Here is a 23,281-nt window from a genome sequence, read left to right as displayed (position 1 = left end):
CGATCACGATAGGCATCGCCGCTCCGCCCTGTTTACCACCGATCTGCCCGGGTGGTCGCGGAAACACCCGGACCGACGGCAGAGGTCCGGGCGGGGTTTCCCACCGCCCGGACCTCTGGTTCTTCATACATCCGGCACCGATACCGACGGACCCAGTCCACGGATCGTGGAGTGATCAGGCCGGATATGGACGGATTCCCCCGGTCATTCCCGGGTCCCGGATTCGGCCACGCGCGTGCTCGCACAGGCCGCTTCGGCATCGTCGCCGCACGCGTTGCCGATCACCGGCTTCGCACCCGGTGCGCTGACGAAACTCGAACGAGCGGTCATCTCGGATCCCGCCGCGCCTTCCGGAACCTTGAACACGAGAATCAGGGTGATCGCGGAGCCGGGCTTGATCAGGCCGGTCTTCCACACTCCGGTCGCGGTGTCGAATTCACCCTGCGACGGCTTGGATTCCACCGGTTTCACGCCCGCGGGCAACGCGTTGCGCACGATCGCGGACTTCGTCTCGGCGCTGCCGGAGTTCAGCACGGTCACCGTGTGGGTGACCGTGTCACCGGGCTTGGCCTGCGCGCGGTCGGCCGTGCGGCGCAATTCCAGCCTCGTCGCCGAGGCCGGGTCGACCGGCGGGGCGGGCGGCTTGTCCGGCGTCACCGGCGGCGGAGCCTTCGGGGCCGGCGGCTGAATCGGCTGCGCCACCGAGGTCGTGTCGGTGCCGAGGTCGGCGAGGTCGAGCAGGTCCGGCAGGGTCACGCCCGGCGGCAGCGTCGTGCCCAGGGAGGTCCCCAGGCCCGAGAGCGTGCTCTGCACGCCCATCCCGAGCGTCTCGCGCATCCGGTCGAGTCGGGCGCGCAGTTCGGCCATCGCGTCGTCGAGCGCGGTCATCCCGGACAGCGGCGGGGGCACCCGCGAGGACGACCACAGCGTCCACCCTTGGGAAGTCCCGTACGACACGCCCGACGAGGTCGTGTACGAGGTGCCGTACGACGTCTCGACCGGTTGCGGCAGGAGCTGCGGCACCGCGGTCGCCTGGCCGGCCGCGGCCAGGTTCGCGCCCAACGCGGCGGTCACGCCGACGGTGACCATCGCGAGGGCGTGCCTCGCTCGGGTTTTCGCTCGCATCATGTCGGCCCACTTTCCGTTCCGCTGTGCAGAAGTCCGCATTTTCTTACGTAGATCATTAATACGATTACGCAGAGTTGCGCCCCGGGGGCACTGCGGCTGCGCCGAACGAATTAACAAGACCTCCGGTCAGCCCAGGAAAGTCCCGAAGTCGCGGCCGATCCGGCGTTCCAGGCGGGTCGACTCACGGCAGCGCGACCCGCAACGCGTCGCGCAACGCCTCGATCTGTTCCGGGGTCATGCCCTCGACGAAGTGCACGAGAGCACCGGCACGACTGTCGCCCGCCGCCCAGTCGGCGCGCATCAACTCGGCGGTATACGCGTCGCGCGAGCGCACGGCTTCGTACAGATAGGCCCGACCGGCCAAGCGGCGGCGCAGCAAGCCCTTGCGGAAGAGTTTGTCGAGCACGGTCATCACCGTCGTATAGGCCGGTTCACGATCCGGCAGCAGCGCCTCCTGCACCTCGCGCACCGACGACGGGCGATTGAGCCACCAGACGCGGAGCATCACCTGGGTTTCGAGTTCACCGAGACGATTCATGGCGGGCCCTTCGTGAAACCTGGTCGCGCGGTGAACTGCGTCACGCTCGTCGCGCGATCTCCTACGCGGCATCGTAGACATGGATTCGTCCGGATTTGTCGCAAGCGATGATCCGCGCTGCCCGGGAGCGCACTGGGATTACTACGCGGCGTCGTAGTGGCCGCTCCGTTACGACTTGGTCTATATGCGGCGGATTGCTACCACTGATCCCGGCCTTGTCGTCGAAACCCCGAGGTATTCGTGCCGCTCTCCCCCGAAGCTCCGTCCACGCCCACGCCCACATCCGGGCCGATCGACCGCGTCGCGCGGCTCAAGGGCCTGCGCCCGAGTCGCTCGGTCACCGTGGTCTCGGGCCTCGCACTGTTGGCCGTCGCGGTCACCACCGGCGTCCAGACGGCGGGTTCGGGAGCGGGCCGGGAGCACGCGGCCGGGTCGGCGAGCGCCGATCCCGGCACGGCGCAGCGGCTTGCCGATCGTGGTGCGGACGTCGCGGCGCGCTCCCAGGAGCGCGCGGCGCTGAGCGCCACCGGGGAGCAGGCCAAGGAATCGGCGGCCTCGGACGCGGCCGCACGAGCGGAGGCGGAGCGGGCGCAGGAACTCGAACGCGCGCAGGAGGCGGAGCGGGAGGCGGAGCGGGCCCGCGAGGCCGAGCAGGCCCAGGAGGCCGAGCGGCAGGCGGCGGCGCGGGCCGAGGCCGAGCAGGCCGAGGCCGAGCGCGCGAAGGCCCAGCGGGCCGCCGGATGGGTGCTGCCGACCTCGGACTACACGCTGACCGGCCGCTTCGGCAACAGCGGCTCGCGTTGGGCGCACACGCACACCGGGCTGGACTTCGCGGCGCGCGCCGGTACGCCGATCAAGGCCGCCGCCGCCGGGAAGATAGCCTCCGCCGGCAGCGCGGGCGCGTTCGGCAACCGGATCGTGATCACCCACCCCGACGGCACCCAGACCTGGTACTGCCACCAGTCGCGATTCGCGAAGACCTCCGGCTCGGTGACGGCGGGCGAGGTGATCGGCTACGTCGGTACCACCGGCAACTCCACCGGCCCGCACCTGCACTTCGAGGTGCACCCAGGCGGCGGCGCGGCCGTGGACCCGGGCTCGTGGCTGGCGAAGAAGGGCGTCAAGCCCTGAGCGCCGTTTCGGCCGGCCCGCTCAGCCCCTGCGGGCGAGCGAGTCCAACCAGTCCCACCAGCCGCCCTCGGCGATCAGCCCGGCGAGCTTGGCGTAGCCGACCGAGTCGCAGTGCGCCCCGTCGCCGTACGCCTCGATGCTCGCCCACCACTGCGGGTCCTCGCGCAGCACGCGCTGGAGCGGCACGAAGGTGATGCCGCGCGCGGCGCAGGTCTTCGCGTACGCCTCCTCCAGGACGAGCGCCTCCTCGCCGTCGTTCGCCTCGCCGGGAACCGGGGGTGCGCCGACGACCAGGCAGGTCCAGCGGGCGCCGGTGGCGGTGTCCAGTATCGCGTCGAGGTTGGCGACACTGTCGGCATGCTTGACCCGGCGGCGGCCGTGCTCGACCTTGACATCGTTGACGCCGAACGCGAACACCATGCCGGTGCCGTCGGCGTGCCGCATGCGCGGGACCGCCTCGCCGTACCAGCGCTCCGCGACGTCGGCCGAGGTCTCCAGTCGTACACCGAGGTTGTACGCGGTCAACTGTCGGCCCCGGCGGCGGGACTCGGCCGCGAGGCGACCGACCCATCCGCCGCCGGAGAGGTCGCCGACGCCTTGCACGAACGAGTCGCCGGCGACGCAGATCCGCAGATCGGGGGCTGCTTCCATGCGGCCGACCCTATGCGTACGAACGGGTGACGCGCCCGGAAATGGGACAGGAGCCCCCTCGGGAGCGACGATCCGTCACCGAGGGGGCTCCGCCGCGCCGTCCGGCGGGTCAGTCGGTGGTCGGCTTCACCAGCGGGAACAGGATCGTCTCGCGGATACCGCGGCCGGTGAAGGCCATGATCATCCGGTCGATGCCCAGGCCCAGGCCGCCGCTCGGCGGCATCGCGAACTCCAGCGCGCGCAGGAAGTCCTCGTCGATCCGCATGGCCTCGACGTCACCGCCCGCCGCGAGCAGCGACTGCTCGGTGAGCCGGCGGCGCTGCTCGACCGGGTCGACCAACTCGGAGTACGCCGTGCCCAGTTCCATGCCGAAGCCGATCAGGTCCCACTTCTCCGCGACGCCCGGCACGCTGCGGTGCTGGCGGGTCAGCGGCGAGGTCTCGATCGGGAAGTCGCGCACGAAGGTCGGCTCGGCCAGGGTGTGCTCGACCAGCGCCTCGTAGATCTCCTGGACCAGCTTGCCCTGGCCCCACGCCTTGTCGTACTCGATCTCGCGCGCGTCGGCGAGCTTGCGCACGGTCTCGATCGGCGTCTCGGGGGTGACTTCCTCGCCGACGGCCTCGGAGACCGAGCCGTAGACGGTGATCTCGCGCCACTCGCCGGAGATGTCCACCTCGCGGTCGCCGTAGCGGAAGGTGTGCGTCCCGAACACGGCCTGCGCGACGTGCTGGTAGACCTCGCGGGTGAGGGTCGCCATCGTGTTGTAGTCGCCGTACGCCTGGTAGGCCTCGAGCATGGTGAACTCGGGGTTGTGCGTCGAGTCCGCGCCCTCGTTGCGGAAGTTGCGGTTGATCTCGAAGACCTTCTCGGCGCCGCCGACGACCAGGCGCTTGAGGTACAACTCCGGCGCGATGCGCAGGTAGAGGTCCATGTCGTAGGCATTGATGTGGGTGACGAACGGGCGCGCGGTGGCGCCGCCGTGCACCGGCTGCAACATCGGGGTCTCGACCTCCAGGAAGTCCCTGGTGTCGAACCACTCGCGGATCGAGCGCACGATCCGGCTGCGGGTGCGCAACATCGCGCGCGACTCGTCGTTGACGATCAGGTCGACGTAGCGCTGGCGGACCCGGGCCTCGGGGTCGGTCAGGCCCTTGTGCTTGTCCGGCAGCGGGCGCAGGCACTTGGACGTGATCGCCCACGTGTCGACCATGATCGACAGCTCGCCGCGGCGGGACGTGATCACCTGGCCCTCGACACCGACGTGGTCGCCCAGGTCGACGTCGCTCTTCCAGGCGGCGAGCGACTCGGCGCCGACGCCGTCCAGCGAGACCATCACCTGGATGTCGCCGTCCCCGTCGCGCAGCGTCGCGAAGCACAGCTTGCCGCCAGTGCGGTAGAGCACCACCCGGCCGGTGACGCCGACCCGGCGCCCGGTCTCCACATCCGCCTCGAGACCGTCGAACTCGGCACGCAGCGCGCCCACCGTCGTACTGCGGGGGAACCCGACCGGGTACGGGTCGGTCCCCTCGGCCCGAAGCCGATCGAGCTTGTCGCGGCGAACCCGCATCTGCTCGGGAAGGTCGTCGATCTGCGGCTGCGCTGCGCTCTGCTCGGTCACGGGACAAGGCTACCCATGGCCAACCGACTCCCCGAACCGATATCCGCCCGGATGGGAAGCGGGGTCCCGGTCAGCCGGTGCCGGTCTGGAGGATCTCGGGAGCCGGGAGTTGGCCGAGGGGGCGGCCCTGGCGGCGGTGCGGGATGACCGGCGAGAGGGCCGCGCGGATCGGGCCGACGTCGAGGGGCGGGACGGCGGCCGGCGCGGGATCGGGGGCGGGTGCGTGCGTCGCGTTCGGGTTCTCGGCGTCGCGGTCGGTCGCGACCTCGGCGCCCTCGGGCTCGGGCGACGCGGGTGCGTCGGGTGCGAACCCGTGCCCGTGCTCGGCTTCGGGCCCGGCCTGGGCTTCGTGCTCGGCCTGGGGTTCGTGCTCGGCCTCGGACGGGTCCTCGACGGCGCGATCGACGATCTCGGCGGTACCGTCCGTGACATCCGTACCGTCAGCCGGCTCCGCGCCGTTGGCGACATCCGTGGTGGCCATGGCGTCGTCCGTCGCCTCCGGACCGGTCTGGTCCGCGGCCTGCGCGACGGGTGCTTCGGCGAGAGTCGGCCGGGGCTCGGGTTCGCTTGCCGCAACCGGCACCGGTGTCGGCTCCGGGGTGCGGTCGCGTTTGTGCTCGGCCGGTGTCGGCGATGGTGGGGCGGGGCGGGGGCGGGTGGGGATCAGGATGTCCAGGGGGTCGGTGCGGACGGCTCGGGCGGCTTCGGCGGTGGCTCGGCGGTGGGCTCGGGCGGCGAGGCGGTGTTCGAGGTCGGTCTCGGCCAGGTGTGTGCAGCGGCGGAGCAGGGCCGCGCGGCTCGCGCGTTCGCGTTCGCCGCACGGCAGGTCGAGGGTGGTGCGCAGGGCGGCCAGGTCCTCGGCCGAGGGGACGTGCGCGATCTCGTCCACCGCGTTGCGCAGGCAGGACAGGAAGCCGGCCGCGCTCCCGGGCAGCGCGGCCCGATAGCGCCGCAGTTCGGCCGTCATGAACGCGCGCAGCCGTTCGCGCTCGTCCTGCGCCTCGCCGATCGCCCGGCCCAGCAGCCAGAAGTCGACCGAGTCGCGCCCCCCGCGCAGCGCGACGGCCAGCGCGCGACGCAGCACCCGCACCTCGTGCGCGCTGAAGGCCATCCCCTGGTCACCATGTGGCGTCGGCATACCACGCACTGTATGCGGAGAGGTGGACAATCCGGCTTATTTGATGCGTGTGTTTTTCCGACTTGGAGCCGACCGCGAGGCCGGCTCCGATCAGACCGCCGCGTTGCGCTCGTAGACCATCCGCAGGCCGATCAGGGTCAGCCACGGCTCGTGCACATCGATCACCGAGGCCTCCCCCAGCACCAGCGTCGCCAGTCCGCCGGTGGCCACCACGGTGACCGCGTCCGGGTCGTCCGGGGACAGTTCGGCCGCCATCCGCTTGACCACGCCGTCCACCTGGCCGGCGAAGCCGTACAGGATGCCCGCCTGCATCGCCTCGACCGTGCTCTTGCCGATCACGCTCCGCGGGCGCATCAGCTCGATCTTGCGCAGTTGCGCGCCGCGCGCGCCCAGCGCGTCCACCGAGATCTCGATGCCGGGGGCGATCGCGCCGCCGACGTACTCGCCCTTGGTGCTGACCGCGTCGAAGGTGGTCGCGGTGCCGAAGTCGACCACCACGCACGGGCCGCCGTACAGCTTGACCGCCGCCAGCGCGTTGATGATCCGGTCGGTGCCGACCTCCTTGGGGTTGTCCATCAGGACCGGCACGCCGGTCTTGACCCCGGGCTCGACGACGACCGTGGGGATGTCGCCGTAGTAGCGCCGCACCATGTCGCGCATCTCGTGCAGCACGGACGGCACAGTGGAACAGATCGCGATGCCGTCGATGCCGTCGGCACCGATCAGCGGGTGCTGGCCGAGCAATCCCGCGAGGACCACCGCGAGTTCGTCGGCGGTCCGCCGGGCCTCGGTCGAGATGCGCCAGTGCTCGACGATCTCGTCACCGTCGAACAGGCCGAGCACGGTATGCGAGTTACCGACGTCGATGGTGAGCAACATCGTGGGCGTCCTTGGTGTTCTGGCTCGGGCCGTGGGGGACGGAGCGCGGCTTCGGGAAGGAGAGGGGCGGCGGGGCGGGGACGGCTGATCCGGTGAACGGTACCGGTCGCTCAGGCGCGCAGGTCCACGCCGACGTCCAGGATCGGGGCGGAGTGGGTGAGCGCGCCGACCGCGAGGTAGTCCACGCCGGTCTCGGCGACCACGCGGGCGGTCGCCAGGGTGAGGCCGCCGCTGGCTTCGAGTCGGGCCCGGCCCGCGACCAGGGTCACCGCCTCGCGCATGCGTTCGGGCGTCATGTTGTCCAGCAGGATCAGGTCGGCGCCCGCGTCCAGCACCGGCGGGATCTGTTCGAGGTGGTCCACCTCGACCTCGACCGGCACGTTCGGGAAGGCCGCGCGCACCGCCTTGAAGGCCTCCGCCACGCCGCCCGCGGCGACCACGTGGTTGTCCTTGACCATGGCCGCGTCGGACAGCGACATCCGGTGGTTGACCCCGCCGCCGCAGCGCACCGCGTACTTCTCCAGGGCGCGCAGGCCCGGCGTGGTCTTACGGGTGTCGCGGACCGAGGCACCGGTGCCCTCGATCGCGTCGACCCACGCGCGGGTGGCGGTGGCCACGCCGGACAGCCGGGACAGCAGGTTGAGCGCGACCCGCTCGGCGGTGAGCAGCGCGCGGGTGCTCGCCTCGGCCGTGAACAGCACCGTGCCGGGCGTCACCGCGTCGCCGTCCCGGACGTGCCGGGCGACCACCAGGTCGGCGCCGCAGACCAGTTCCAGGACCGCCTCGGCGACCGGGATGCCCGCGACCACGCCCGACCCGCGCGCGGCGAACTCGGCCTGGCCGCGCGCGTGCTCGGGCACGGTGGCCACCGAGGTGACGTCCACCCCGCCGTCGAGGTCCTCGGCCACGGCGGCGGTCACCAGCGCGGCGACGGCGAGCGGGTCGAGCCCGGCCTCGGCCAGGCGCGACGTGAGATCGGCGGACAGCTCGACGGTGGTCACGGGGTCGACTCCTCGGATTCGTAGGCCTGGTAGGCGACGTGCAGGGCGCCCTCGCGCAGCGACGTGACGAGATTCCCGCGCCACGCGGTGTCGTCGCGGTCGGGATGATCCTCGCGCCAGTGGCAGCCGCGCGTCTCCTCGCGCAGCAGCGCGGCACGGGTGAGCGCGCCGGCGACCAGGTGCAGGTTGGTGGTCTCCCACGTCTGCGTGCACGGGTCGGTGCTGGTACGACCGGCCAACGCGGTCAGCTCGGCCTCGGTGCCGATCAGCCCGGCCGCGTCGCGCAGCACCCCGGCACCGGCGGTCATCGCCCGCTGCAGGCGCAGCCGCGCCGCCTCACCGAGCAGCCCGGTCACACCGCTCGGCGCGACCGGCTCGGCGAACGGCGGCATGTCCCGGGCCAGGTCGGCCGCGATCCGCTCGGCGAAGACCAGGCCCTCCAGGAGCGAGTTGGACGCGAGCCGGTTGGCGCCGTGCACGCCGGTGCACGCCACCTCTCCGCACGCGTACAACCCCGGCACGCTGGTCCGTCCGTGCAGGTCGGTCCGTACGCCTCCACTCGCGTAGTGCGCGGCGGGCGCGACCGGAATCGGCTCGGTCACCGGGTCGATGCCGTGCGCGCGGCACGCGGCCAGGATGGTCGGGAAGCGGTGCTTCCACATGTCCGCGCCGAAGTGCCGACCGTCCAGGTACATGTGCTCGGCGCCGGTCTCGGCCATCCGGCGCATGATGCCCTTGGCCACGATGTCACGCGGGGCCAGCTCGCCCAGCGGATGGCGATCCGTCATGAACCGGATGCCGGCCGCGTCCACGAGATGGGCACCCTCGCCGCGCACGGCCTCGGAGACCAGCGGCTGCTGGCCCTCGGCGCCCGGGCCGAGCCACAGCACGGTCGGGTGGAACTGGACGAACTCCAGGTCGGTGACCTCGGCCCCGCCGCGCAGCGCGAGCGCGACCCCGTCGCCGGTGGACACCGAGGGGTTCGTGGTGGACGAGAAGACCTGGCCCATGCCGCCGGTGGCGAGCACGACGGCCCGCCCCACGGCGGCGCCGACCCCGTCCCGCGCGCCCTCGCCCATCACGTGCAGGGTGACCCCGCACGCGCGCCCGGAGGCGTCCTTGAGCAGGTCGAGCACGAGCGCGTTCTCGATCACCTCGATGTCCGGCGTGGCCCGCACCGCGGCGACCAGCGCGCGCGATATCTCCGCACCCGTCGCGTCGCCGCCCGCGTGCGCGATCCGGTTGCGCAGGTGACCACCCTCGCGGGTGAGCAGCACGTCCCCGTTCGGGCCCCGGTCGAACTCGGCGCCGGTGTCGATCAGTCGGCGCACCGCGTCCGGGCCCTCGGTGACCAGCACCCGGACCGCGTCCTCGGCGCACAATCCGGCACCGGCCACGAGCGTGTCGCGCAGGTGCTGTTCGGGGGTGTCACCCTCGCCGAGCGCGGCCGCTATCCCGCCCTGCGCCCAGCGGGTGGAGCCCTCGTCGAGTTGCGCCTTGGTCACCAGCAGAACCCGGCCGGCCCGGCGCGCGCGCAGCGCGACGGTCAGGCCGGCCACCCCGGAGCCGACCACGATCACATCCGCGCGCACGGTCCACCCGGGATCGGGTGCGGCCAGGCGCGCGGGCATTACGGGCGTGTTCATTGCGCGGCCCGCGCGGGGACCACCCGGTCGCCGCGCACCGTCTCGCCGCCGGGCAGGGCCTCGGCCGGGTCGTGTCCGGTGCCGGTGATCGTGTTGGCCGCGTCGACGAACACCACCCGCGGCTTCATCGCCCGCGCCTCGGCGTCGGTGACCTGCGCGTAGGCGATGATGATCACCAGGTCGCCGGTGTGCACCAGGCGTGCCGCGGCGCCGTTGATGCCGATCACGCCGGTGCCGCGCGGGCCGGCGATCGTGTACGTCTCCAGGCGCGCGCCGTTGTCGATGTCGACCACGTGCACCAGTTCGCCGGGGAGGATGTCGGCGGCTTCGAGCAGATCCTCGTCGATGGTGATCGAGCCGACGTAGTGGAGGTCCGCCTGCGTGATCGTCGCGCGGTGGATCTTGGACTTGAACATCGTGCGCATCATGACCGGGGGACTCCCGTGATCGTCAGGCGGGCGTTGTCGATGAGCCGGGTGGCGCCCACGCGGGCCGCGATCGCCAGGATCGCCGGGCCGGCGTGGTCGGCGGCCACCGGGGTGAAGTCGTCGATGTCGACCAACTCCACATAGTCGGGTTCCAGCACGGCGCGCAGCACGTCCTCGGCGGCGGCGCGCACGGCGCCCGCGCCCTCGCCGGCGCGCCGGGCGCCCGCGTCGAGCGCGCGGCTGAGCGAGAGCGCGTTCTCCCGCTCGGCCTCGGACAGGTAGCGGTTGCGGCTGGACCGGGCCAGCCCGTCGGGTTCGCGGACGGTGGGCACGCCCACGATCTCGACGGGGAAGTTCAGGTCGCGCACCATGCGCCGGATCAGCGCGAGTTGCTGGGCGTCCTTCTCACCGAAGAAGGCGACCCTCGGCGCGGTCAGGTGCAGCAACTTGGCGACCACGGTGAGCATGCCGTCGAAGTGGCCGGGGCGGGAAGCGCCTTCCAGGACCGCGCCGGTGGGCCCGGCGGTGATCCGCACCCGCGGCTCGCCGCCCGGGTACACCTCCTGCACCGACGGCGCGAACACCACGTCGGCGCCCGCCTCCTCGCTCAGCTCCAGGTCGGCGTCCAGGGTGCGCGGGTAGCGGTCCAGGTCCTCGCCCGCGCCGAACTGGAGCGGGTTGACGAACACGGTGACCACGACGTGGCCGCTCGGGCCGACGAACTCGCGCGCAGCGCGGATCAGCGCCGCGTGGCCCTGGTGCAGCGCGCCCATCGTCATCACCACCGCGCGCAACCCGTACGGCCGGGTGTCCTCGGTGAGTTCGGCCGCGGTCCGGGCCAGGCGCACGGCGGTCACGGTCGGCCGCCCTCGGCCAGCACGCCCAGCAGCGCCTCGGCCGCCTCGGCCTTGAGCAGGCCGGCGTTCAGTGCGCGGTCGGCGGTCAGCCGGGCCATCGCCACGTAGGCGGCGAGTGCCTCGGGTGAGACCCGGCGCAGCTCGGCCACGTGCGCGGCCACCGTGCCCGCGTCGCCGCGCGCGACCGGGCCGGTCAGCGCGTGATCGCCGGATCGCAGCGCGTTGTCCAGGGCGGCGCCGAGCAGCGGTCCGAGCATCCGGCCCGGGGCCCGCACGCCGGCCGCGCCGAGCAGTTCGATCGACTGCGCGACCAGGGTGACCAGGTGGTTCGCGCCGTTGGCCAGGGCCACGTGGTAGAGCGCGCGGTCGCGCTCCTCGATCCACTCCGGCTCACCGCCCATCTCCACCACGAGCGCCTCGGCGACCGGGCGCAGCGGCTCGGGCGAGGTGACCCCGAAGGAGCACCCGGCCAGTCGTTCGAGGTCGATCGTGCTGCCGGTGAAGGTCATCACCGGGTGCAGCGCGAGCGGCAGCGCGCCGGCGCGGGTGGCGGGCTCCAGGACATCGACGCCGTAGCGGCCCGACGCGTGCACCAGGAGTTGACCGGCCTTGATCGCGCCGGTCTCGGCCAGGCCGTGCACGAGCGCCTCCAGCGCGTCGTCGGGCACGGTCAGCAGGGTCAGGTCGGAGGCCGCGATCACCTCTTGCGGGGTGACCAGCGGGACGCCGGGGAGCAGGTCCTCGGCGCGGCGCCGGGAGGTCTCCGAGACACCGGAGGCGGCCACCACCGAGTGCCCGGCGAGGGCGAGGGCGGCGGCGAGGGTCGGGCCGACACGGCCGGCGCCGACGACTCCCACGCGCAGCCGCGCGGGGCGGTCGGCGGGGTCGGGCGAGCGGCCGTGCGGATTCGGACGTGCGTTGATGTCGTTGTTCACGCGAGCGAGCCTTCCGTTCCAGTCCGCGGCGGGTACCGGACGAGTACTGGCCCGATCAGGGTACTCACGCGCCGGGCGGGCCGGTCCCCGGGTTGGTCGGCAGGCCGGTCCGCGGCACGCCGGGCGGCTGCCACCGATACCGGGAGGAGCCGGCCTGGTGGACGACCCGTCGCACGACCCGGTGGCGGATCAGCTCGGGGCCGCGCATGCCGATCGCGCCGAGCGCGGTCAGCACGAGGCCGGTCAACAACATCGTGCCGGTGACCACCCGGGCCACCCGGACGCTGCGTGGGCCGCCCTGGGTTTGCAGCGAGTAGGCGGAGGAGGACTGTCGGGTGTCGGGGGCGGTCGGTTGCGCCGACGTGGCGGCGCTACTGCGCTCGGGTGACGGCGAGGAGGTGGAGCCGACGTCCAGGGCCCCGGCCGCCGCGACGATTCCGATCGCGGCGACCGCGAGCGCACAGCGTCGACCCGCGCGTATGACCAGTTGACGGCTTCCCATGGGGAGCCTCCCGGAGACCGGTGACGATTGACCAGGTGCGAGGGTTCGGCCCTCTTCTTTCCCTGAGTCGGTCGCTTATGTGTCCCCTTTTGACCGCGATCGCATGCCTCGCGGCCGGCTAAGGGCGCGAGGGCGGCCCTGGCGGACCGCTCGCGTGCCACCGCAGAGACCGGCCGCTTCGGCCGGATCACGCCCGGTCACCGTCGGTCACTCCCGGGACGGCAGGTCGGCACCGCCCCCGGAGCGGACGGATCCCGGGATCCGTCCGCTCCGCACCGCCGGACCGGAGGGGAACCCGGTCCGATCCGAGTCCACACCGCCCCCGGACGGGACCCGGGACCTGTCCGGAAACCGGCCCTAGCCGAGCCGGACCGGCAATCGGGTGAGCGCGTTGTTGAGGTTCGAGCGCAACCGTTCGGGCTCGCCGGTCGCCTCGATCGTGGGATAGGTCGCGAGCAGCTCCTCGAAGAACACCCGGCCCTCCAGGCGCGCGATGTGCACGCCCAGACAGAAGTGCTCGGCGAAGCCGAACGACAGGTGCGGGTTGGGCCTGCGGGTGATGTCGAAGCGCTGCGGGTCGGCGAAGACCTCCTCGTCGCGGTTCGCCGAGGTGTAGTACATGGCCACCTTGTCGCCCGCCTTGATCGACACCCCGCGCAGCTCGGTGTCCCGGGTGGCGGTTCGGCGGAAGTAGTGCAGCGGGTTGGCCCAGCGCAGGATCTCCTCGACCGCGCCCGGCACCAGGGCGCGATCCGCGCGCAGCGCGGCGAGCTGGTCGGGATGGCTCAGCAGCGCGTGCAGTCCGGCGGACAGCATGGTCTTGGTGGTGTCGTTGCCGGCGGTGACCAGTTGCACGAAGAACTGGCCGAAGTCGAGGTCGGTCATCATCCGGCCACCGAACTCGGACTCCAGGATCAGCGAGGTGATGTCCTCGCGCGGTTCCTCGGCCCGGCGCCGCGCGGCGAAGCCGATCGCGTAGCGGGCCATCTCGATCGCCGCCCGGCCGCCCTCGCCCGCGGTGTTCCGCTCGGCCAGCTCGTGGATGTGGTCCCAGTCCGCCGCGGGCAGGCCCATCAGCTCGCCGATCACCTGGGTCGGCAGGCCGGAGGTGACGTCGTGCACGAACTCGACGTCGCCGGTGCCCACGCGCGCGAAGATCTCCCGGCAGATGGTCCGGATCCGGTCCGCCATGCCGCCGACCACCTTCGCGGTGAAGGACTTCACCAGCGGCTTGCGGTACGCGCGGTGGCGCGGCGGATCCATCGACAACAACGTGCCGCGCAGGGCTTCGAGCCGCTCGGGTTCGAGGTCCTCCAGGATGATCCCGCCCGCCTCGGCGGAGAAGATCGCCGGATTCTGCGACACGTACTCGACGTCGGCGTGCCTGAGCACGGCCCAGTAGCCCGGTTGCCCCGGGATGTCCTGCCAGTACACGGGATCGGTCCGGCGCAGCTCGGCGAACAGCGCGTGCGGCGGCCCGTCGAGATACCCCTCGGGGCTGTAGAGGTCGGGTCGGATCAGGTCGGGCGTGCTGGTCATGGCGTCTCCCTCGCAACCGCGGATCGCACGTCGTCAGCCCACGAGCACGTTCGGCCGACCGAAGCCCTGCGCCTCGCACAGGGCGTAGTAGGCGCGCAGCGTGCCGGCGCCGTCGGTGACCGAGGTGATGTTGCCCTCGGCGTCCAGGTTGAGGTTGGCGCCGTACATCTGGAACCACACCCGGGTGTCGGGCTCGACGCAGGTGAGCGTGTGCACCGAACCGGCGGGCTCGTACAGGAACGAGCCGGCCCGGTTGACGTAGTCGTACTCGGCGTACTTCCACGCGCCGGACGTGGTGTAGCCGTAGACCGGGCCGGTGTGGCGGTGCGTCTCGACGGCGAAGCCGGGCTGGAAGATGTTCTCCACGATCCAGAGGCCCTCCTCCTCCTTGACGCACAGCACCTTGAGCTTGTTGCCGTCGCCGATCTCGACGAACGGCAGGTCCTCTGCCCCGATGTGCACGGCGGGGCGGCCGGCTGCGGTGGTGGTCATGCGGGTTCCTCCCGGAGGCGATCACTGCTCCTGTAACGGTGTAACAGCATGCCTCAAGGATCGGGGAGTTTCGAGGGTCGCGTGGGATGGGCAACACCATCGATCGCACACGCGGGGGGATGGAGATGGGGAGCGGGAGATGGGACAGCTCGACGGGAGGGTCGCCGTGGTCACCGGCGGCGCCAACGGGATCGGCCGCGCGTGCTGCGAGCGGTTCGCCGAGGAGGGCGCCGACATCGTGGTCGCCGATCTTCTCGACGAAGCCGCGATGGACACCATCGAGGCGGTCGAGAAACGTGGCCGGCGGGCCACCTACATGCACACCGACGCGAGCAGCCCCACGGACACCGGGACGGTGATGCAGCACGCGATCGACACGTTCGGCGCGATCGACGTCCTGGTCACCGCCGCGGGCATCAGTACGGCCGACTACGTCAGCGGGCGGCCGAGCAACCGGGCCGCGGTCGAACGCGACCCGATCAAACGATTCGTGGACAGCCCCCTGGCCGAGTGGCAGCGCGTGCTCGACGTGAACCTGACCGGCACGCTGCTGGCGGTCCAGGCCGCCGCGCGCTGGATGGTGGCCGGCGGCCGGCGCGGCTCGATCATCACCATCGCGTCGATCGCCGCGAAGCACCCCGAGGCCGGCTCGGCGGCCTATTCGGTGTCCAAGGCCGGCGTGTGGATGCTGACCAAGCAGGCCGCGCTCGCGCTCGGACCGGCCGGGATCCGGGTCAACGCGATCGGACCGGGCTTCATCGAGACCAACATGACGGCGGTCCTGCGCGGGATGCCCGAACTGGAGCAGCGCCTGCTCGGCAGCGTGCCGCTGGGCCGGATGGGCAGCGCCCGCGAGGTGGCCAACGCGGCGCTGTTCCTGGCGAGCGACCAGTCGTCCTACTTCACCGGCGAGATGTTGCACCCGGACGGCGGCTTCTACACCGACTGATCCACCGATACACCGACAGATCCACCGATCGACCGGCCGACGCGGGCCGGCCGGACACCGAACGCGGGTCGGGCGATCGCCCGACCCGCGTTCACGATCCCGGACACAGGTCCTCGGGACGGGTGCCAGGCCCTGTCCCGGCGGATCCTGGTGGGTCCGCGCCGCCTGGCACCGCGCCTAGCGGCCCCGGGCCTTGACCAGGCCCGTCTCGTACGCGAGCACCACGACCTGGACCCGGTCGCGCAGCCCGAGCTTCATCAGGATGCGGCCGACGTGGGTCTTGATGGTGGCCTCGGACAGGAACAGCCGCTGAGCGATCTCCGCGTTGGACAGGCCCTGGGCGACCAACATCATCACCTCCAGCTCGCGCTCGGTGAGCGCGTCCACAACGTCCGGCCGGGGTTCGTGGTCGCTGGGCAGGATCGGCGCGAACCGGTCGAGCAGACGCTTGGTGGTGCTCGGCGCGACCACCGCGTCACCGGAGGCCACCGCGCGGATCCCGGACAGCAGTTCCGGCGGCGGCACGTCCTTGAGCAGGAAGCCGCTGGCCCCGGCCTTGAGCGCGGCGAACGCGTACTCGTCCAGGTCGAAGGTGGTCAGCATGAGCACCTTGGGCCGGGCCCGGCCCTCCGGCAGCACCAGCGCGTTCTCACCACCCTCGGCACAGATCCGCCGGCATGCCTCGACCCCGTCCATCCGGGGCATCCGCACGTCCATCAGGACCACGTCGACGTCCACGTGCCGAAGCTTGTCGAGCGCCTCGACACCGTCGCCGGCCTCGGCGACCACGCTCATGTCCGGCTGCGCCTGCAACACCATGGTGAAGCCGGTCCGCAGCAATTCCTGGTCGTCGACCAGCATCACCTTGATGCTCACTGAGCTCCTTGAAGAGTCGTCCTGTTGGGCGTGCCGGAGGAGACGGACGAGGAGTCGGGGCGGCCCGAGTAGGGCAACATCGCGCTGACCGACCACCCTCCGCCGACGCTGGGCCCGGTCCGCAACCGACCACCCAGCATCGCGACCCGCTCGCGCATACCGACCAGGCCGTGGCCCATGCCGTCGCCGGGAGCCGCGGCGCCCCGCCCGTCGTCGCTGATCTCCATCTCCAGGCCATCTTCCCCGTAGCCCACACCGACCGTCGCGGTGGCATCGGGGCCGGCGTGTTTGCGGGTGTTCGTCAGTGCCTCCTGGACGATCCGGTACGCGGTCAGCGCGACGCTCTGCGGCAGTTCGACCGGCACCCCCTCGACCCGGAGCTCGACGTTGAGACCGGTGGTGCGCACCTGCTCGACCAGTTCGCCGAGTTGGTCCACGCCCGGCTGCGGTACGTACGCGTCGGTCTCGGCCTGCGAGCGCAGCACGCCCAGCAGCCGACGCATCTCGGCCAGCGCCTCGCGTCCGGTCGCCGCGATCGTGCCCAGCGCCTCGCGGGCCCGGTCCGGCGACGAGTCGATCGCGTACGCCGCGCCGTCGGCCTGCACCACCATCACCGACACGTTGTGCGCGACCACGTCGTGCAGTTCGCGCGCGATCCGGGCCCGCTCGGCCGCCGCGGCGATCTGCGCCTGCTGGTCGCGCTCGAACTCCAGCCGGGTGGCCCGCTCCTCCAACTCGGCGTAGAACGCCCGGCGGGTGCGCATCGAATCGCCCAGCACCCACGCGATCGCGAGCAGCACCACGAGGAAGCCGAAACCGATGACGTTGTCGCGGAACGAGGAATCGCTCGATTCCGGGAAGCGCGCGAGCAGGATGGCCGGCCCGAGCAGGACCATCGCGAGCCCGATGCGCGAGAGCCATCGCGGGCCGGACTTGGCAGCCGTGTACAGCGCGACGAGCATCGCGTAGTTGGCCGAGGTGAGCGTGCCGTCCCAGACCAGCTGCATCAACCCGCCGACCACGACCATGGCGGTCGCGGTCAGGGGCCGCACCCGGTGCAGCGCCATGCCCAGGCTGAGCAGCATCACGATCACGAACCACCACCAGCGCGGAGCGGGTGCGGTGGTGTCCTCGAAGACCTGCAGCAGTGCGAGGCCGAGGATCGGAATCGTGCACACCGAGTCGACCCACAAGGGGTGCGCTCGCAGCCACGCGTAGATTCGTTGCACACTTCGACGCTACGCGGCACCGGGTCGTGCGCGCGTCAACCGACGTACCGAATCGGTCCTCCGCCACAAGTCGCACCCGGCAATGCGGCAAGCACGCCCGGAGTGCCGTCCGGACGGCTCAGGAGCCCTCCCCCGGGCGTACCGGCAATCGGGCCCGGACCTGCCAGCCGCCGCCCGACCGGGGTCCGGTCTCCAACCGACCGCCGAACAGCGCGACCCGCTCGCCCATGCCGACCAGACCGTGGCCCATCCCGTCGCCCGGGGCCGCCGCGCCGCGGCCGTCGTCGCCCACGTCCAGTTCGACGTCCTCGCCGAGATAGCGCAGCCGCACCATCGCCTCGGCGTTCGGCCCACCGTGCTTGCGGGTGTTGGTCAGCGCCTCCTGGACGATCCGGTACACGGTCAACGCGACGCCCTGAGGCAGTTCGACCGGCACCCCCTCGACCGCCAGACCGACCGGCAGGCCCGCGCTGCGCACCCGCTCCAGCAGGTCCTCGAGCTGCTCGACGCCCGGTTGTGGGACATACGCGTCGCCCTCGTTCTGCGAGCGCAGCACGCCCAGCAGTCGGCGCATCTCGGCGAGCGCCTCGCGCCCGGTGGCGGAGATCGTGCCGAGCGCCTCGCGGGTCAACTCCGGCGCTCCGTCCAGCGCGTACGCCGCGCCGTCGGCCTGCACCACCATCACCGACACGTTGTGCGCGACCACGTCGTGCAGTTCGCGCGCGATCCGGGCCCGCTCGCTCGCCGCCGCGATCTGCGCCTGCTGGTCCCGCTCGCGCTCCAACCGGTCGGCCCGGTCCTCCAATTCGACGTAGTACGCCCGCCGGGTGCGCATCGAATCGCCCAGCACCCACGCGATCACGAACGGGCCCATCAGCAGCAGCGTGAAGAAGACGATGCCGGTGGTCGGTACATCCGGGTTGTCCCACCAGCGCAACATCGCCGCGATCGGCGCGAGCACCCCGCCCACGAGCGCCGTGCGCGACGCCCAGCGCGGGCTGTACGCGGCCGCGCTGTAGGCGATCGCGGGCATCGCGAGCGCCTCCAGGCCCGGCGGTATGTCGTCGAAGAGCTGGAAGATCCCGATCGCGACGGTGACCACCAGCGCGAGGGTGGGATTGCGCCGGCGGATCAGCAGCACGATCGACATCGTGCCGAGCGCGATCAGATGCGGGACGTCGGGCGGCCCGGGCTGATCGATGATCACCTCGAACAGGCCGAACATGAGCAGCAGCAGCGCCCATGCTCCGTCCACGAGCAGGGGGCGTCCACGGAGCCAGGCGTACAGGTGATGCACACAGGCAGGGTAGACGGGCACATCCGTTCGCTCGCACTCCGGACGGACCGGCACAGAACCGACCTCGGTCGCACGGGCGCGATCCGGGGCCGGTACCGTCGGGTGCGATGGAACGACGGCTGACCTGGAAGGAAGCCACCCGTCGGGCGTTGTACGGAGCCGAGGGCTTCTACCGCCGGGCCGAGGGCCCCGCCGGCCATTTCCGCACCTCGGTACACGCCTCCCCGCTGTTCGCCCGCGCGCTGGCCGACCTGGCCCGGACCGCGGGCCTGGACACCGTCGTGGACGTGGGCGCCGGGCGCGGCGAACTGCTGATCGCGCTGTGTCGGATCGCGCCGCACCTGGAACTGATCGGCGTGGACGTCGCCGACCGGCCGGAGGCCCTGCCGCCGTCGATCGCCTGGGGGCCGGAGATCCCACCGGGCCGAACCGCGCTGCTGATCGCCAACGAGTGGCTGGACAACGTGCCGGCCGACGTCGCGGAGGTGGACGAGCACGGCGTGCCCAGGCTGGTCGAGGTGGACGTGCGCTCGGGCCACGAGCGGCTCGGCGCGGTCACCGACGACCGGGACGCGCGCTGGCTGGACCGCTGGTGGCCACTGGTCGGCGCGGAACCGGGCGCGCGCGCGGAGATCGGCGACCCGCGGGACCTCGCGTGGGCGGGCGCGATCGAGCGGCTGGAGCGGGGGGTCGCGGTGGCGATCGACTACGGGCACCTGGCCGACGGGCGCCCGCCGTACGGCACGCTCGCCGGGTATCGGCAGGGCCGGCAGGTGCCGCCGGTTCCGGACGGCACCTGCGATGTGACCTGCCATGTCGCGATGGACGCGGTGGCCGCGGCGGGCGAGGCGGCCGGGGCGCGCGACACGGTCCTGACCACCCAGCGACACGCCCTGCGCGCGCTGGGCGTGGTCGGCCACCGACCGCCGTACGAACTGGCCCGCACCGATCCGGTCGGCTACCTCGCCGGCCTGCGCGACGCGGGCGAGGCCGGCGAACTCACCGCGAAGGGCGGCCTCGGCGACTTCCACTGGCTGGCCCAGGGCGTGGGCATGAACGTCCCCGCCCGCCTCCGCCCCTGACCGGCCCCGAGACCGCCCGACTGCGACCCCTGAGAACCAACCGAATCCAGCCTGCCCGGCACTGGAAGCCAACCGCATTCAGCCCGGCCGGCGCTTGCGGCCACCCCTCGGCCCGGCCGGCGCTGGAAGCCAACCAAATCCAGCCCGGCCGGCGCTCGAGGCCAATCTCAGCTGTTACCGAGCGCACCCGCCGCCCGAAGCTCGGCGATCCTGGCCTCGTCGTACCCGAGCAGGTCCGCCAGAACGGCCGCGCTGTGCTGCCCGACCGTCGGCGCCCGCTCCGGCACCGGCAGCGTCTCGCCGACGAACTTGATCGGCGACGGGAGCTGCTCCGCGCCGAGCCGATCCTGGCCGATCCACGGGAACCGGTGCTGGAACTGCGGGTCCTCGGCGATCGTCTGCGGCGTGTTCACCGGCGCGATCGGCGTGTTCGCCTCGTTGCCGAACTCGATCCACTCCCGCGCGGTGCGCGTCGCGAAGATGTCCCGCAGGATGCCTCGCAGCTCGACGTTGCCGACCGCGTGGTCCGCGTACTTGGAGCCCGGCCAACGCTCGAACAGGTCGGCCCGGTCCACCGCCTCGCAGAAGTTCTTCCACAACGACTGCTCGGACGCCATGAACAACACGTGCCGGTCGTCCTTGGTCGCGTAGATCTGGTAGCGCACGCCCTTCTCCATGCCCCCGGTGCCGGGCGCGCGGCGCTCGTAGTCGTCCGACTTGTTGCCGGTCACCTCGGACTCCGGGCGCTCGTACGCCTTCCAGGTCTCGCTGCGCAGCCAGTCCATCGACGCGGCGGCGTCGGACTGGGCGATGTCGATCACACTGCCCTCGCCGGTGGCCCGGGCCCGGATGATGCCCGCGAGCACACCGAGCGCGCCGAACATCGGGCCGGCGTGGATGCCGATCGAGGCGTGCTCGGGCAGGTACGGGAAGCCGTCCTCGTCGATCGCGGGCTTCACCACGCCGGCCCAGGTGTCGTAGGCGACGCCGTGGCTGGGCATGTCCCGGTACGGACCGGTGGCGCCGTAGCCGGAGATCGTGCAGAACACGATCCTCGGGTTGATCTTCCTCAAGTCCTCGTAGCCGATCCCGCGCCGGGCCAGACCGCCCGGCCGCATCGCCTCGATCACCGCGTCGGCGTCCTTGACCAGGGCCTTGAACGTCTCGATCGCCTCGGGCTTGCGCAGATCCAGGACCAGGGACTTCTTGCCCCGGTTGACGTGGAGGTGCATCAGCGACGAGCCCTCCACGATCGGCCACGTCATGTCCCGGATGTAGTCGCCCTGCGGCGGCTCGATCTTGATCACCTCGGCGCCCAGGTCCACCAGCGACGAGGTGATCGCGGCCGGCCCCAGCATCGAACACTCGATGATGCGAACCCCCGCGAGCGGGGCTCCACCCTTCGACTCGACCTGACTCATCGCTGCCTCCCTGCGAATATGACGATGCGTCAGATATTAACCGGCGCCCTCTCCGAGGGAAGAGGCGGAACCTGACGAACTGTCAGATGCGTTGTGGATCCAGCGTTCCGCGCCCGCGCCGCGGCGTCCGACGCGCGAGCGCTCGGCCTGTTCGGCGACCATCGTGTGCGCCTCGGCCGCGTCCCGTCGGGCCGCCTTGACATGCACCGGGCCAGGCGTGGAATCCAGGTGCACGGTGGCCAGGCCGAGCCGGCGCTCCCACGGCCCCTGGGTCCGCCGTACGCTCTGCACCTTCGCGTGCGGGATCACGTCCAGGATCCGGTGGAACCGACCGCTGCGGGCCACGAACACCTCGGCGTCCGCGCCGTAGGCGTACACCGACCAGCCGACCGGGTCGTGCCAGCGGGCCCGGCGCGGGGCCGGGATCAGCTCGATCGCGTCGACGTGCACACCCGGCAGGACCTGCCCGAGCAGGCCGTGCGCGACCGCGCGCGGCGCGACCGGCAGCAGGATCGTCTCCTTGGCGTCGGCGTCCTTGCCGCCGTAGCCGGCCACGTTGATCTCGACCCGCACCCACCCGCGCAGCCGCCACAACCACGGCTGCACGATCCGCACCGCCTGGACCCGGCCCGGCGGAACCGTCTGGTGCCGCTGTTCGAGCAGGCCGTGCCGCAGTCGCAGGCCGTCCGGCGAACCGGCCACGGTGAAGTCGAAGTTCCGGATCACCCGTCCCGCGGTGAACTGCCAGGCGGCCAGGAACAGCGGCACCGAGCCGAACACGAACGCGGGCGCGTGCAGCGCGAAGGCCAGCACCACCACCGCCACGCTGGGCGCGAGCGCGGCCCAGGTGCCCACCGACAGCAGCACCGAGCCGACCACCGCCGACAGCGGCACCGACACCAGCGTCTGTTCGGGCGCCTCCCCCACGTCCGGGCGCACCCCCGCGGCGCGCGCGAGCAGTTCGGCGCGCAGCCGCTGCGCGTCCGCCTCGCCCAGGTAGGACAGGCTCGCCTCGGCCCGTTCCCCGCCGGCCACCTGGAGTTGGAGCTCGGCGAGACCGAACAGCCGGGCGGCCAGCGGCCGGACGATGTCGACCGCCTGGAGCCGGGACAACCGCACGTGCCGGGTGCGCCGGAACAACACGCCGGAGTCCAGCCGCAGGTCGTCGCCCTCGATCCGGAACGTGGTGAACCACCACGAGACGTATCCGTACCCGAACGCGAGCGGCACCACCACGCCCAGCCCGATCATCAGGCGGCTCGGGGTCGCCCACCCGGAGTTGACGTTGTGGACCACCACACCCAGGCAGGCCGCGATCACCACCCAGCCGCGCGCGGGCGGGGTCAGCGGGTGCAGGCGGCGCGGTTCGCCGGGGTGCTCGACCGGCCGTTCGACCCCGGTGCTCACAGCCCCGCCGATCGGGCCTCGCCGAGCGCCGCGAGCCGGTCGCGCAGCCGCGCGGCCTCGGCCGGCGGCAGGCCGCGCACGACCGCGTCCGAGGAGGCCGAGGCGGTGTGCAAAGTCACCGTGGCGATGCCGAACCGGCGCTCCAGCGGACCCGCCTCGACGTCCACGAACTGCATCCGCCCGTACGGCACCACGACCAGGCGGCGAAACTGCACGCCGTGCGCGATCAGCAGGTCGTCGGCCCGCTCCGCGTAGCGCCACGAGCGCTGGTTGCGCCGGATCGCCGGGAGACCCCAGGCGGCGACCCCGACGCCGGCGAGCGCGAGCACCGCGCCGACCCACCACGCGACGAGCCACGCGAGCAGGCCGCCGCCGACCAGGGCGAGCAGCGCGCAGGCGCCGACCAGCAGGGCGCGGCGCATGCGGTAGAGCTGTTCCGAGACGGCACGCCAGTCGAGATCGGGCGGAGCCAGGGCGTCATCGGCCGGTTTCATACGGGCAACCTTCCCAGGTGGGCATACAAGGGTGCGAAGGAGC

Annotated in this window: 23 protein-coding genes; 3 read left to right on the top strand and 20 right to left on the bottom strand. The window is 72.2% G+C overall.

Annotation, left to right across the window (positions count from 1 at the left end):
* Positions 1-204 precede the first annotated feature (204 nt).
* A complete protein-coding gene (locus tag ACIRL2_RS24500; protein ID WP_402234525.1) occupies positions 205-1,128 on the bottom strand; it encodes a DUF11 domain-containing protein in 924 nt (307 codons plus the stop codon).
* A 181-nt stretch (positions 1,129-1,309) separates the two neighbouring features.
* Positions 1,310-1,666, bottom strand: coding sequence for a BlaI/MecI/CopY family transcriptional regulator (locus tag ACIRL2_RS24495; RefSeq protein WP_395866833.1), 357 nt, complete (start codon positions 1,664-1,666; stop codon positions 1,310-1,312).
* Between the two features lie 240 nt (positions 1,667-1,906).
* Between ACIRL2_RS24495 and ACIRL2_RS24490 the strand changes: the two genes are divergently transcribed.
* Positions 1,907-2,797, top strand: coding sequence for a M23 family metallopeptidase (locus ACIRL2_RS24490; protein ID WP_402234523.1), 891 nt, complete (start codon positions 1,907-1,909; stop codon positions 2,795-2,797).
* Between the two features lie 21 nt (positions 2,798-2,818).
* Here the strand turns inward: ACIRL2_RS24490 and ACIRL2_RS24485 are convergent, their stop codons facing one another.
* The 12 genes from ACIRL2_RS24485 to ACIRL2_RS24430 all read right to left on the bottom strand — a co-directional run bounded on the left by ACIRL2_RS24485 (position 2,819) and on the right by ACIRL2_RS24430 (position 14,483).
* Positions 2,819-3,448 (bottom strand): GDSL-type esterase/lipase family protein, encoded by a 630-nt coding sequence (locus tag ACIRL2_RS24485; protein WP_402234521.1) that lies wholly within the window; start codon positions 3,446-3,448, stop codon positions 2,819-2,821.
* A gap of 109 nt (positions 3,449-3,557) precedes the next feature.
* Positions 3,558-5,066, bottom strand: coding sequence for a bifunctional lysylphosphatidylglycerol synthetase/lysine--tRNA ligase LysX (lysX, locus tag ACIRL2_RS24480; protein WP_395866828.1), 1,509 nt, complete (start codon positions 5,064-5,066; stop codon positions 3,558-3,560).
* 70 nt (positions 5,067-5,136) lie between these two features.
* The gene (locus ACIRL2_RS24475; RefSeq protein ID WP_395866826.1) at positions 5,137-6,204 is read right to left on the bottom strand and encodes a hypothetical protein; all 1,068 of its coding nucleotides are present in this window, start codon (positions 6,202-6,204) and stop codon (positions 5,137-5,139) included.
* A gap of 90 nt (positions 6,205-6,294) precedes the next feature.
* The gene (locus ACIRL2_RS24470) at positions 6,295-7,083 is read right to left on the bottom strand and encodes a type III pantothenate kinase (protein WP_020549599.1); all 789 of its coding nucleotides are present in this window, start codon (positions 7,081-7,083) and stop codon (positions 6,295-6,297) included.
* A gap of 110 nt (positions 7,084-7,193) precedes the next feature.
* Complete coding sequence (gene nadC / locus ACIRL2_RS24465; protein ID WP_402234519.1) at positions 7,194-8,084, bottom strand: carboxylating nicotinate-nucleotide diphosphorylase; 891 nt, start codon at positions 8,082-8,084, stop codon at positions 7,194-7,196.
* Positions 8,081-9,730, bottom strand: coding sequence for an L-aspartate oxidase (locus ACIRL2_RS24460; RefSeq protein WP_402234517.1), 1,650 nt, complete (start codon positions 9,728-9,730; stop codon positions 8,081-8,083). The genes nadC and ACIRL2_RS24460 overlap by 4 nt, the downstream gene beginning before the upstream one ends.
* The gene (panD, locus tag ACIRL2_RS24455; protein ID WP_395866820.1) at positions 9,727-10,158 is read right to left on the bottom strand and encodes an aspartate 1-decarboxylase; all 432 of its coding nucleotides are present in this window, start codon (positions 10,156-10,158) and stop codon (positions 9,727-9,729) included. Before panD ends, ACIRL2_RS24460 begins: the two co-directional genes overlap by 4 nt.
* A complete protein-coding gene (gene panC, locus ACIRL2_RS24450) occupies positions 10,155-11,015 on the bottom strand; it encodes a pantoate--beta-alanine ligase (RefSeq protein WP_402234515.1) in 861 nt (286 codons plus the stop codon). Before panC ends, panD begins: the two co-directional genes overlap by 4 nt.
* A complete protein-coding gene (locus ACIRL2_RS24445; protein ID WP_395866816.1) occupies positions 11,012-11,950 on the bottom strand; it encodes a Rossmann-like and DUF2520 domain-containing protein in 939 nt (312 codons plus the stop codon). The genes panC and ACIRL2_RS24445 overlap by 4 nt, the downstream gene beginning before the upstream one ends.
* Before the next feature lie 64 nt (positions 11,951-12,014).
* Complete coding sequence (locus ACIRL2_RS24440) at positions 12,015-12,452, bottom strand: hypothetical protein (protein WP_395866814.1); 438 nt, start codon at positions 12,450-12,452, stop codon at positions 12,015-12,017.
* A 357-nt stretch (positions 12,453-12,809) separates the two neighbouring features.
* Positions 12,810-13,991: a cytochrome P450 gene (locus tag ACIRL2_RS24435; protein ID WP_402234513.1), complete on the bottom strand. Its 1,182-nt coding sequence runs from the start codon at positions 13,989-13,991 to the stop codon at positions 12,810-12,812.
* Between the two features lie 33 nt (positions 13,992-14,024).
* Complete coding sequence (locus ACIRL2_RS24430) at positions 14,025-14,483, bottom strand: 2,4'-dihydroxyacetophenone dioxygenase family protein (RefSeq protein WP_395866810.1); 459 nt, start codon at positions 14,481-14,483, stop codon at positions 14,025-14,027.
* Positions 14,484-14,622: 139 nt separating this feature from the next.
* On the opposite strand from ACIRL2_RS24430, the gene ACIRL2_RS24425 reads away from it, so the two are divergent.
* Positions 14,623-15,432, top strand: a complete 810-nt coding sequence (locus ACIRL2_RS24425; RefSeq protein ID WP_395866808.1) for an SDR family NAD(P)-dependent oxidoreductase — start codon at positions 14,623-14,625, stop codon at positions 15,430-15,432.
* Positions 15,433-15,609: 177 nt separating this feature from the next.
* Here the strand turns inward: ACIRL2_RS24425 and ACIRL2_RS24420 are convergent, their stop codons facing one another.
* From ACIRL2_RS24420 to ACIRL2_RS24410, 3 genes are all read right to left on the bottom strand, one after another.
* On the bottom strand, positions 15,610-16,308 hold the full coding sequence (locus ACIRL2_RS24420) for a response regulator (protein ID WP_402234511.1): 699 nt from the start codon (positions 16,306-16,308) through the stop codon (positions 15,610-15,612).
* Complete coding sequence (locus tag ACIRL2_RS24415; RefSeq protein WP_402234510.1) at positions 16,305-17,537, bottom strand: histidine kinase; 1,233 nt, start codon at positions 17,535-17,537, stop codon at positions 16,305-16,307. Before ACIRL2_RS24415 ends, ACIRL2_RS24420 begins: the two co-directional genes overlap by 4 nt.
* A 118-nt stretch (positions 17,538-17,655) precedes the next feature.
* Complete coding sequence (locus tag ACIRL2_RS24410; RefSeq protein WP_395866802.1) at positions 17,656-18,834, bottom strand: sensor histidine kinase; 1,179 nt, start codon at positions 18,832-18,834, stop codon at positions 17,656-17,658.
* 107 nt (positions 18,835-18,941) lie between these two features.
* Between ACIRL2_RS24410 and ACIRL2_RS24405 the strand changes: the two genes are divergently transcribed.
* On the top strand, positions 18,942-19,916 hold the full coding sequence (locus tag ACIRL2_RS24405) for an SAM-dependent methyltransferase (RefSeq protein ID WP_402234508.1): 975 nt from the start codon (positions 18,942-18,944) through the stop codon (positions 19,914-19,916).
* 167 nt (positions 19,917-20,083) lie between these two features.
* Here ACIRL2_RS24405 and ACIRL2_RS24400 read toward each other — a convergent pair whose 3' ends face one another.
* The 3 genes from ACIRL2_RS24400 to ACIRL2_RS24390 are packed head-to-tail and all read right to left on the bottom strand — an operon-like array spanning position 20,084 to position 23,238.
* Positions 20,084-21,337 carry a CaiB/BaiF CoA transferase family protein gene (locus tag ACIRL2_RS24400; RefSeq protein WP_395866798.1) on the bottom strand — a complete coding sequence of 418 codons (1,254 nt, stop codon included), beginning with the start codon at positions 21,335-21,337 and terminating at the stop codon, positions 20,084-20,086.
* A 36-nt stretch (positions 21,338-21,373) separates the two neighbouring features.
* Positions 21,374-22,744 carry a PH domain-containing protein gene (locus ACIRL2_RS24395; protein ID WP_402234506.1) on the bottom strand — a complete coding sequence of 457 codons (1,371 nt, stop codon included), beginning with the start codon at positions 22,742-22,744 and terminating at the stop codon, positions 21,374-21,376.
* Positions 22,741-23,238 (bottom strand): PH domain-containing protein, encoded by a 498-nt coding sequence (locus tag ACIRL2_RS24390; RefSeq protein WP_395866794.1) that lies wholly within the window; start codon positions 23,236-23,238, stop codon positions 22,741-22,743. The genes ACIRL2_RS24395 and ACIRL2_RS24390 overlap by 4 nt, the downstream gene beginning before the upstream one ends.
* Positions 23,239-23,281: the final 43 nt, after the last annotated feature.

Source organism: Embleya sp. NPDC127516 (assembly GCF_044765325.1).
Taxonomy (GTDB): Bacteria; Actinomycetota; Actinomycetes; order Streptomycetales; family Streptomycetaceae; genus Embleya.
Note: the sequence above shows the minus strand (reverse complement) of the source record. Positions and strands in the feature narration are given on the sequence as shown.

Bases quoted from the DNA above. Each gene is read 5' to 3' on its own strand.
- ACIRL2_RS24495 (WP_395866833.1), bottom strand. From the start codon at position 1,666: ATGAATCGTCTCGGTGAACTCGAAACCCAGGTGATGCTCCGCGTCTGG.
- ACIRL2_RS24400 (WP_395866798.1), bottom strand. From the start codon at position 21,337: ATGAGTCAGGTCGAGTCGAAGGGTGGAGCCCCGCTCGCGGGGGTTCGC.
- panD (WP_395866820.1), bottom strand. From the start codon at position 10,158: ATGATGCGCACGATGTTCAAGTCCAAGATCCACCGCGCGACGATCACG.
- ACIRL2_RS24500 (WP_402234525.1), bottom strand. From the start codon at position 1,128: ATGATGCGAGCGAAAACCCGAGCGAGGCACGCCCTCGCGATGGTCACC.
- ACIRL2_RS24425 (WP_395866808.1), top strand. From the start codon at position 14,623: ATGGGACAGCTCGACGGGAGGGTCGCCGTGGTCACCGGCGGCGCCAAC.
- ACIRL2_RS24460 (WP_402234517.1), bottom strand. From the start codon at position 9,730: ATGAACACGCCCGTAATGCCCGCGCGCCTGGCCGCACCCGATCCCGGG.
- ACIRL2_RS24485 (WP_402234521.1), bottom strand. From the start codon at position 3,448: ATGGAAGCAGCCCCCGATCTGCGGATCTGCGTCGCCGGCGACTCGTTC.
- ACIRL2_RS24390 (WP_395866794.1), bottom strand. From the start codon at position 23,238: ATGAAACCGGCCGATGACGCCCTGGCTCCGCCCGATCTCGACTGGCGT.
- ACIRL2_RS24470 (WP_020549599.1), bottom strand. From the start codon at position 7,083: ATGTTGCTCACCATCGACGTCGGTAACTCGCATACCGTGCTCGGCCTG.
- ACIRL2_RS24405 (WP_402234508.1), top strand. From the start codon at position 18,942: ATGGAACGACGGCTGACCTGGAAGGAAGCCACCCGTCGGGCGTTGTAC.
- ACIRL2_RS24440 (WP_395866814.1), bottom strand. From the start codon at position 12,452: ATGGGAAGCCGTCAACTGGTCATACGCGCGGGTCGACGCTGTGCGCTC.
- ACIRL2_RS24475 (WP_395866826.1), bottom strand. From the start codon at position 6,204: ATGCCGACGCCACATGGTGACCAGGGGATGGCCTTCAGCGCGCACGAG.
- ACIRL2_RS24435 (WP_402234513.1), bottom strand. From the start codon at position 13,991: ATGACCAGCACGCCCGACCTGATCCGACCCGACCTCTACAGCCCCGAG.
- ACIRL2_RS24430 (WP_395866810.1), bottom strand. From the start codon at position 14,483: ATGACCACCACCGCAGCCGGCCGCCCCGCCGTGCACATCGGGGCAGAG.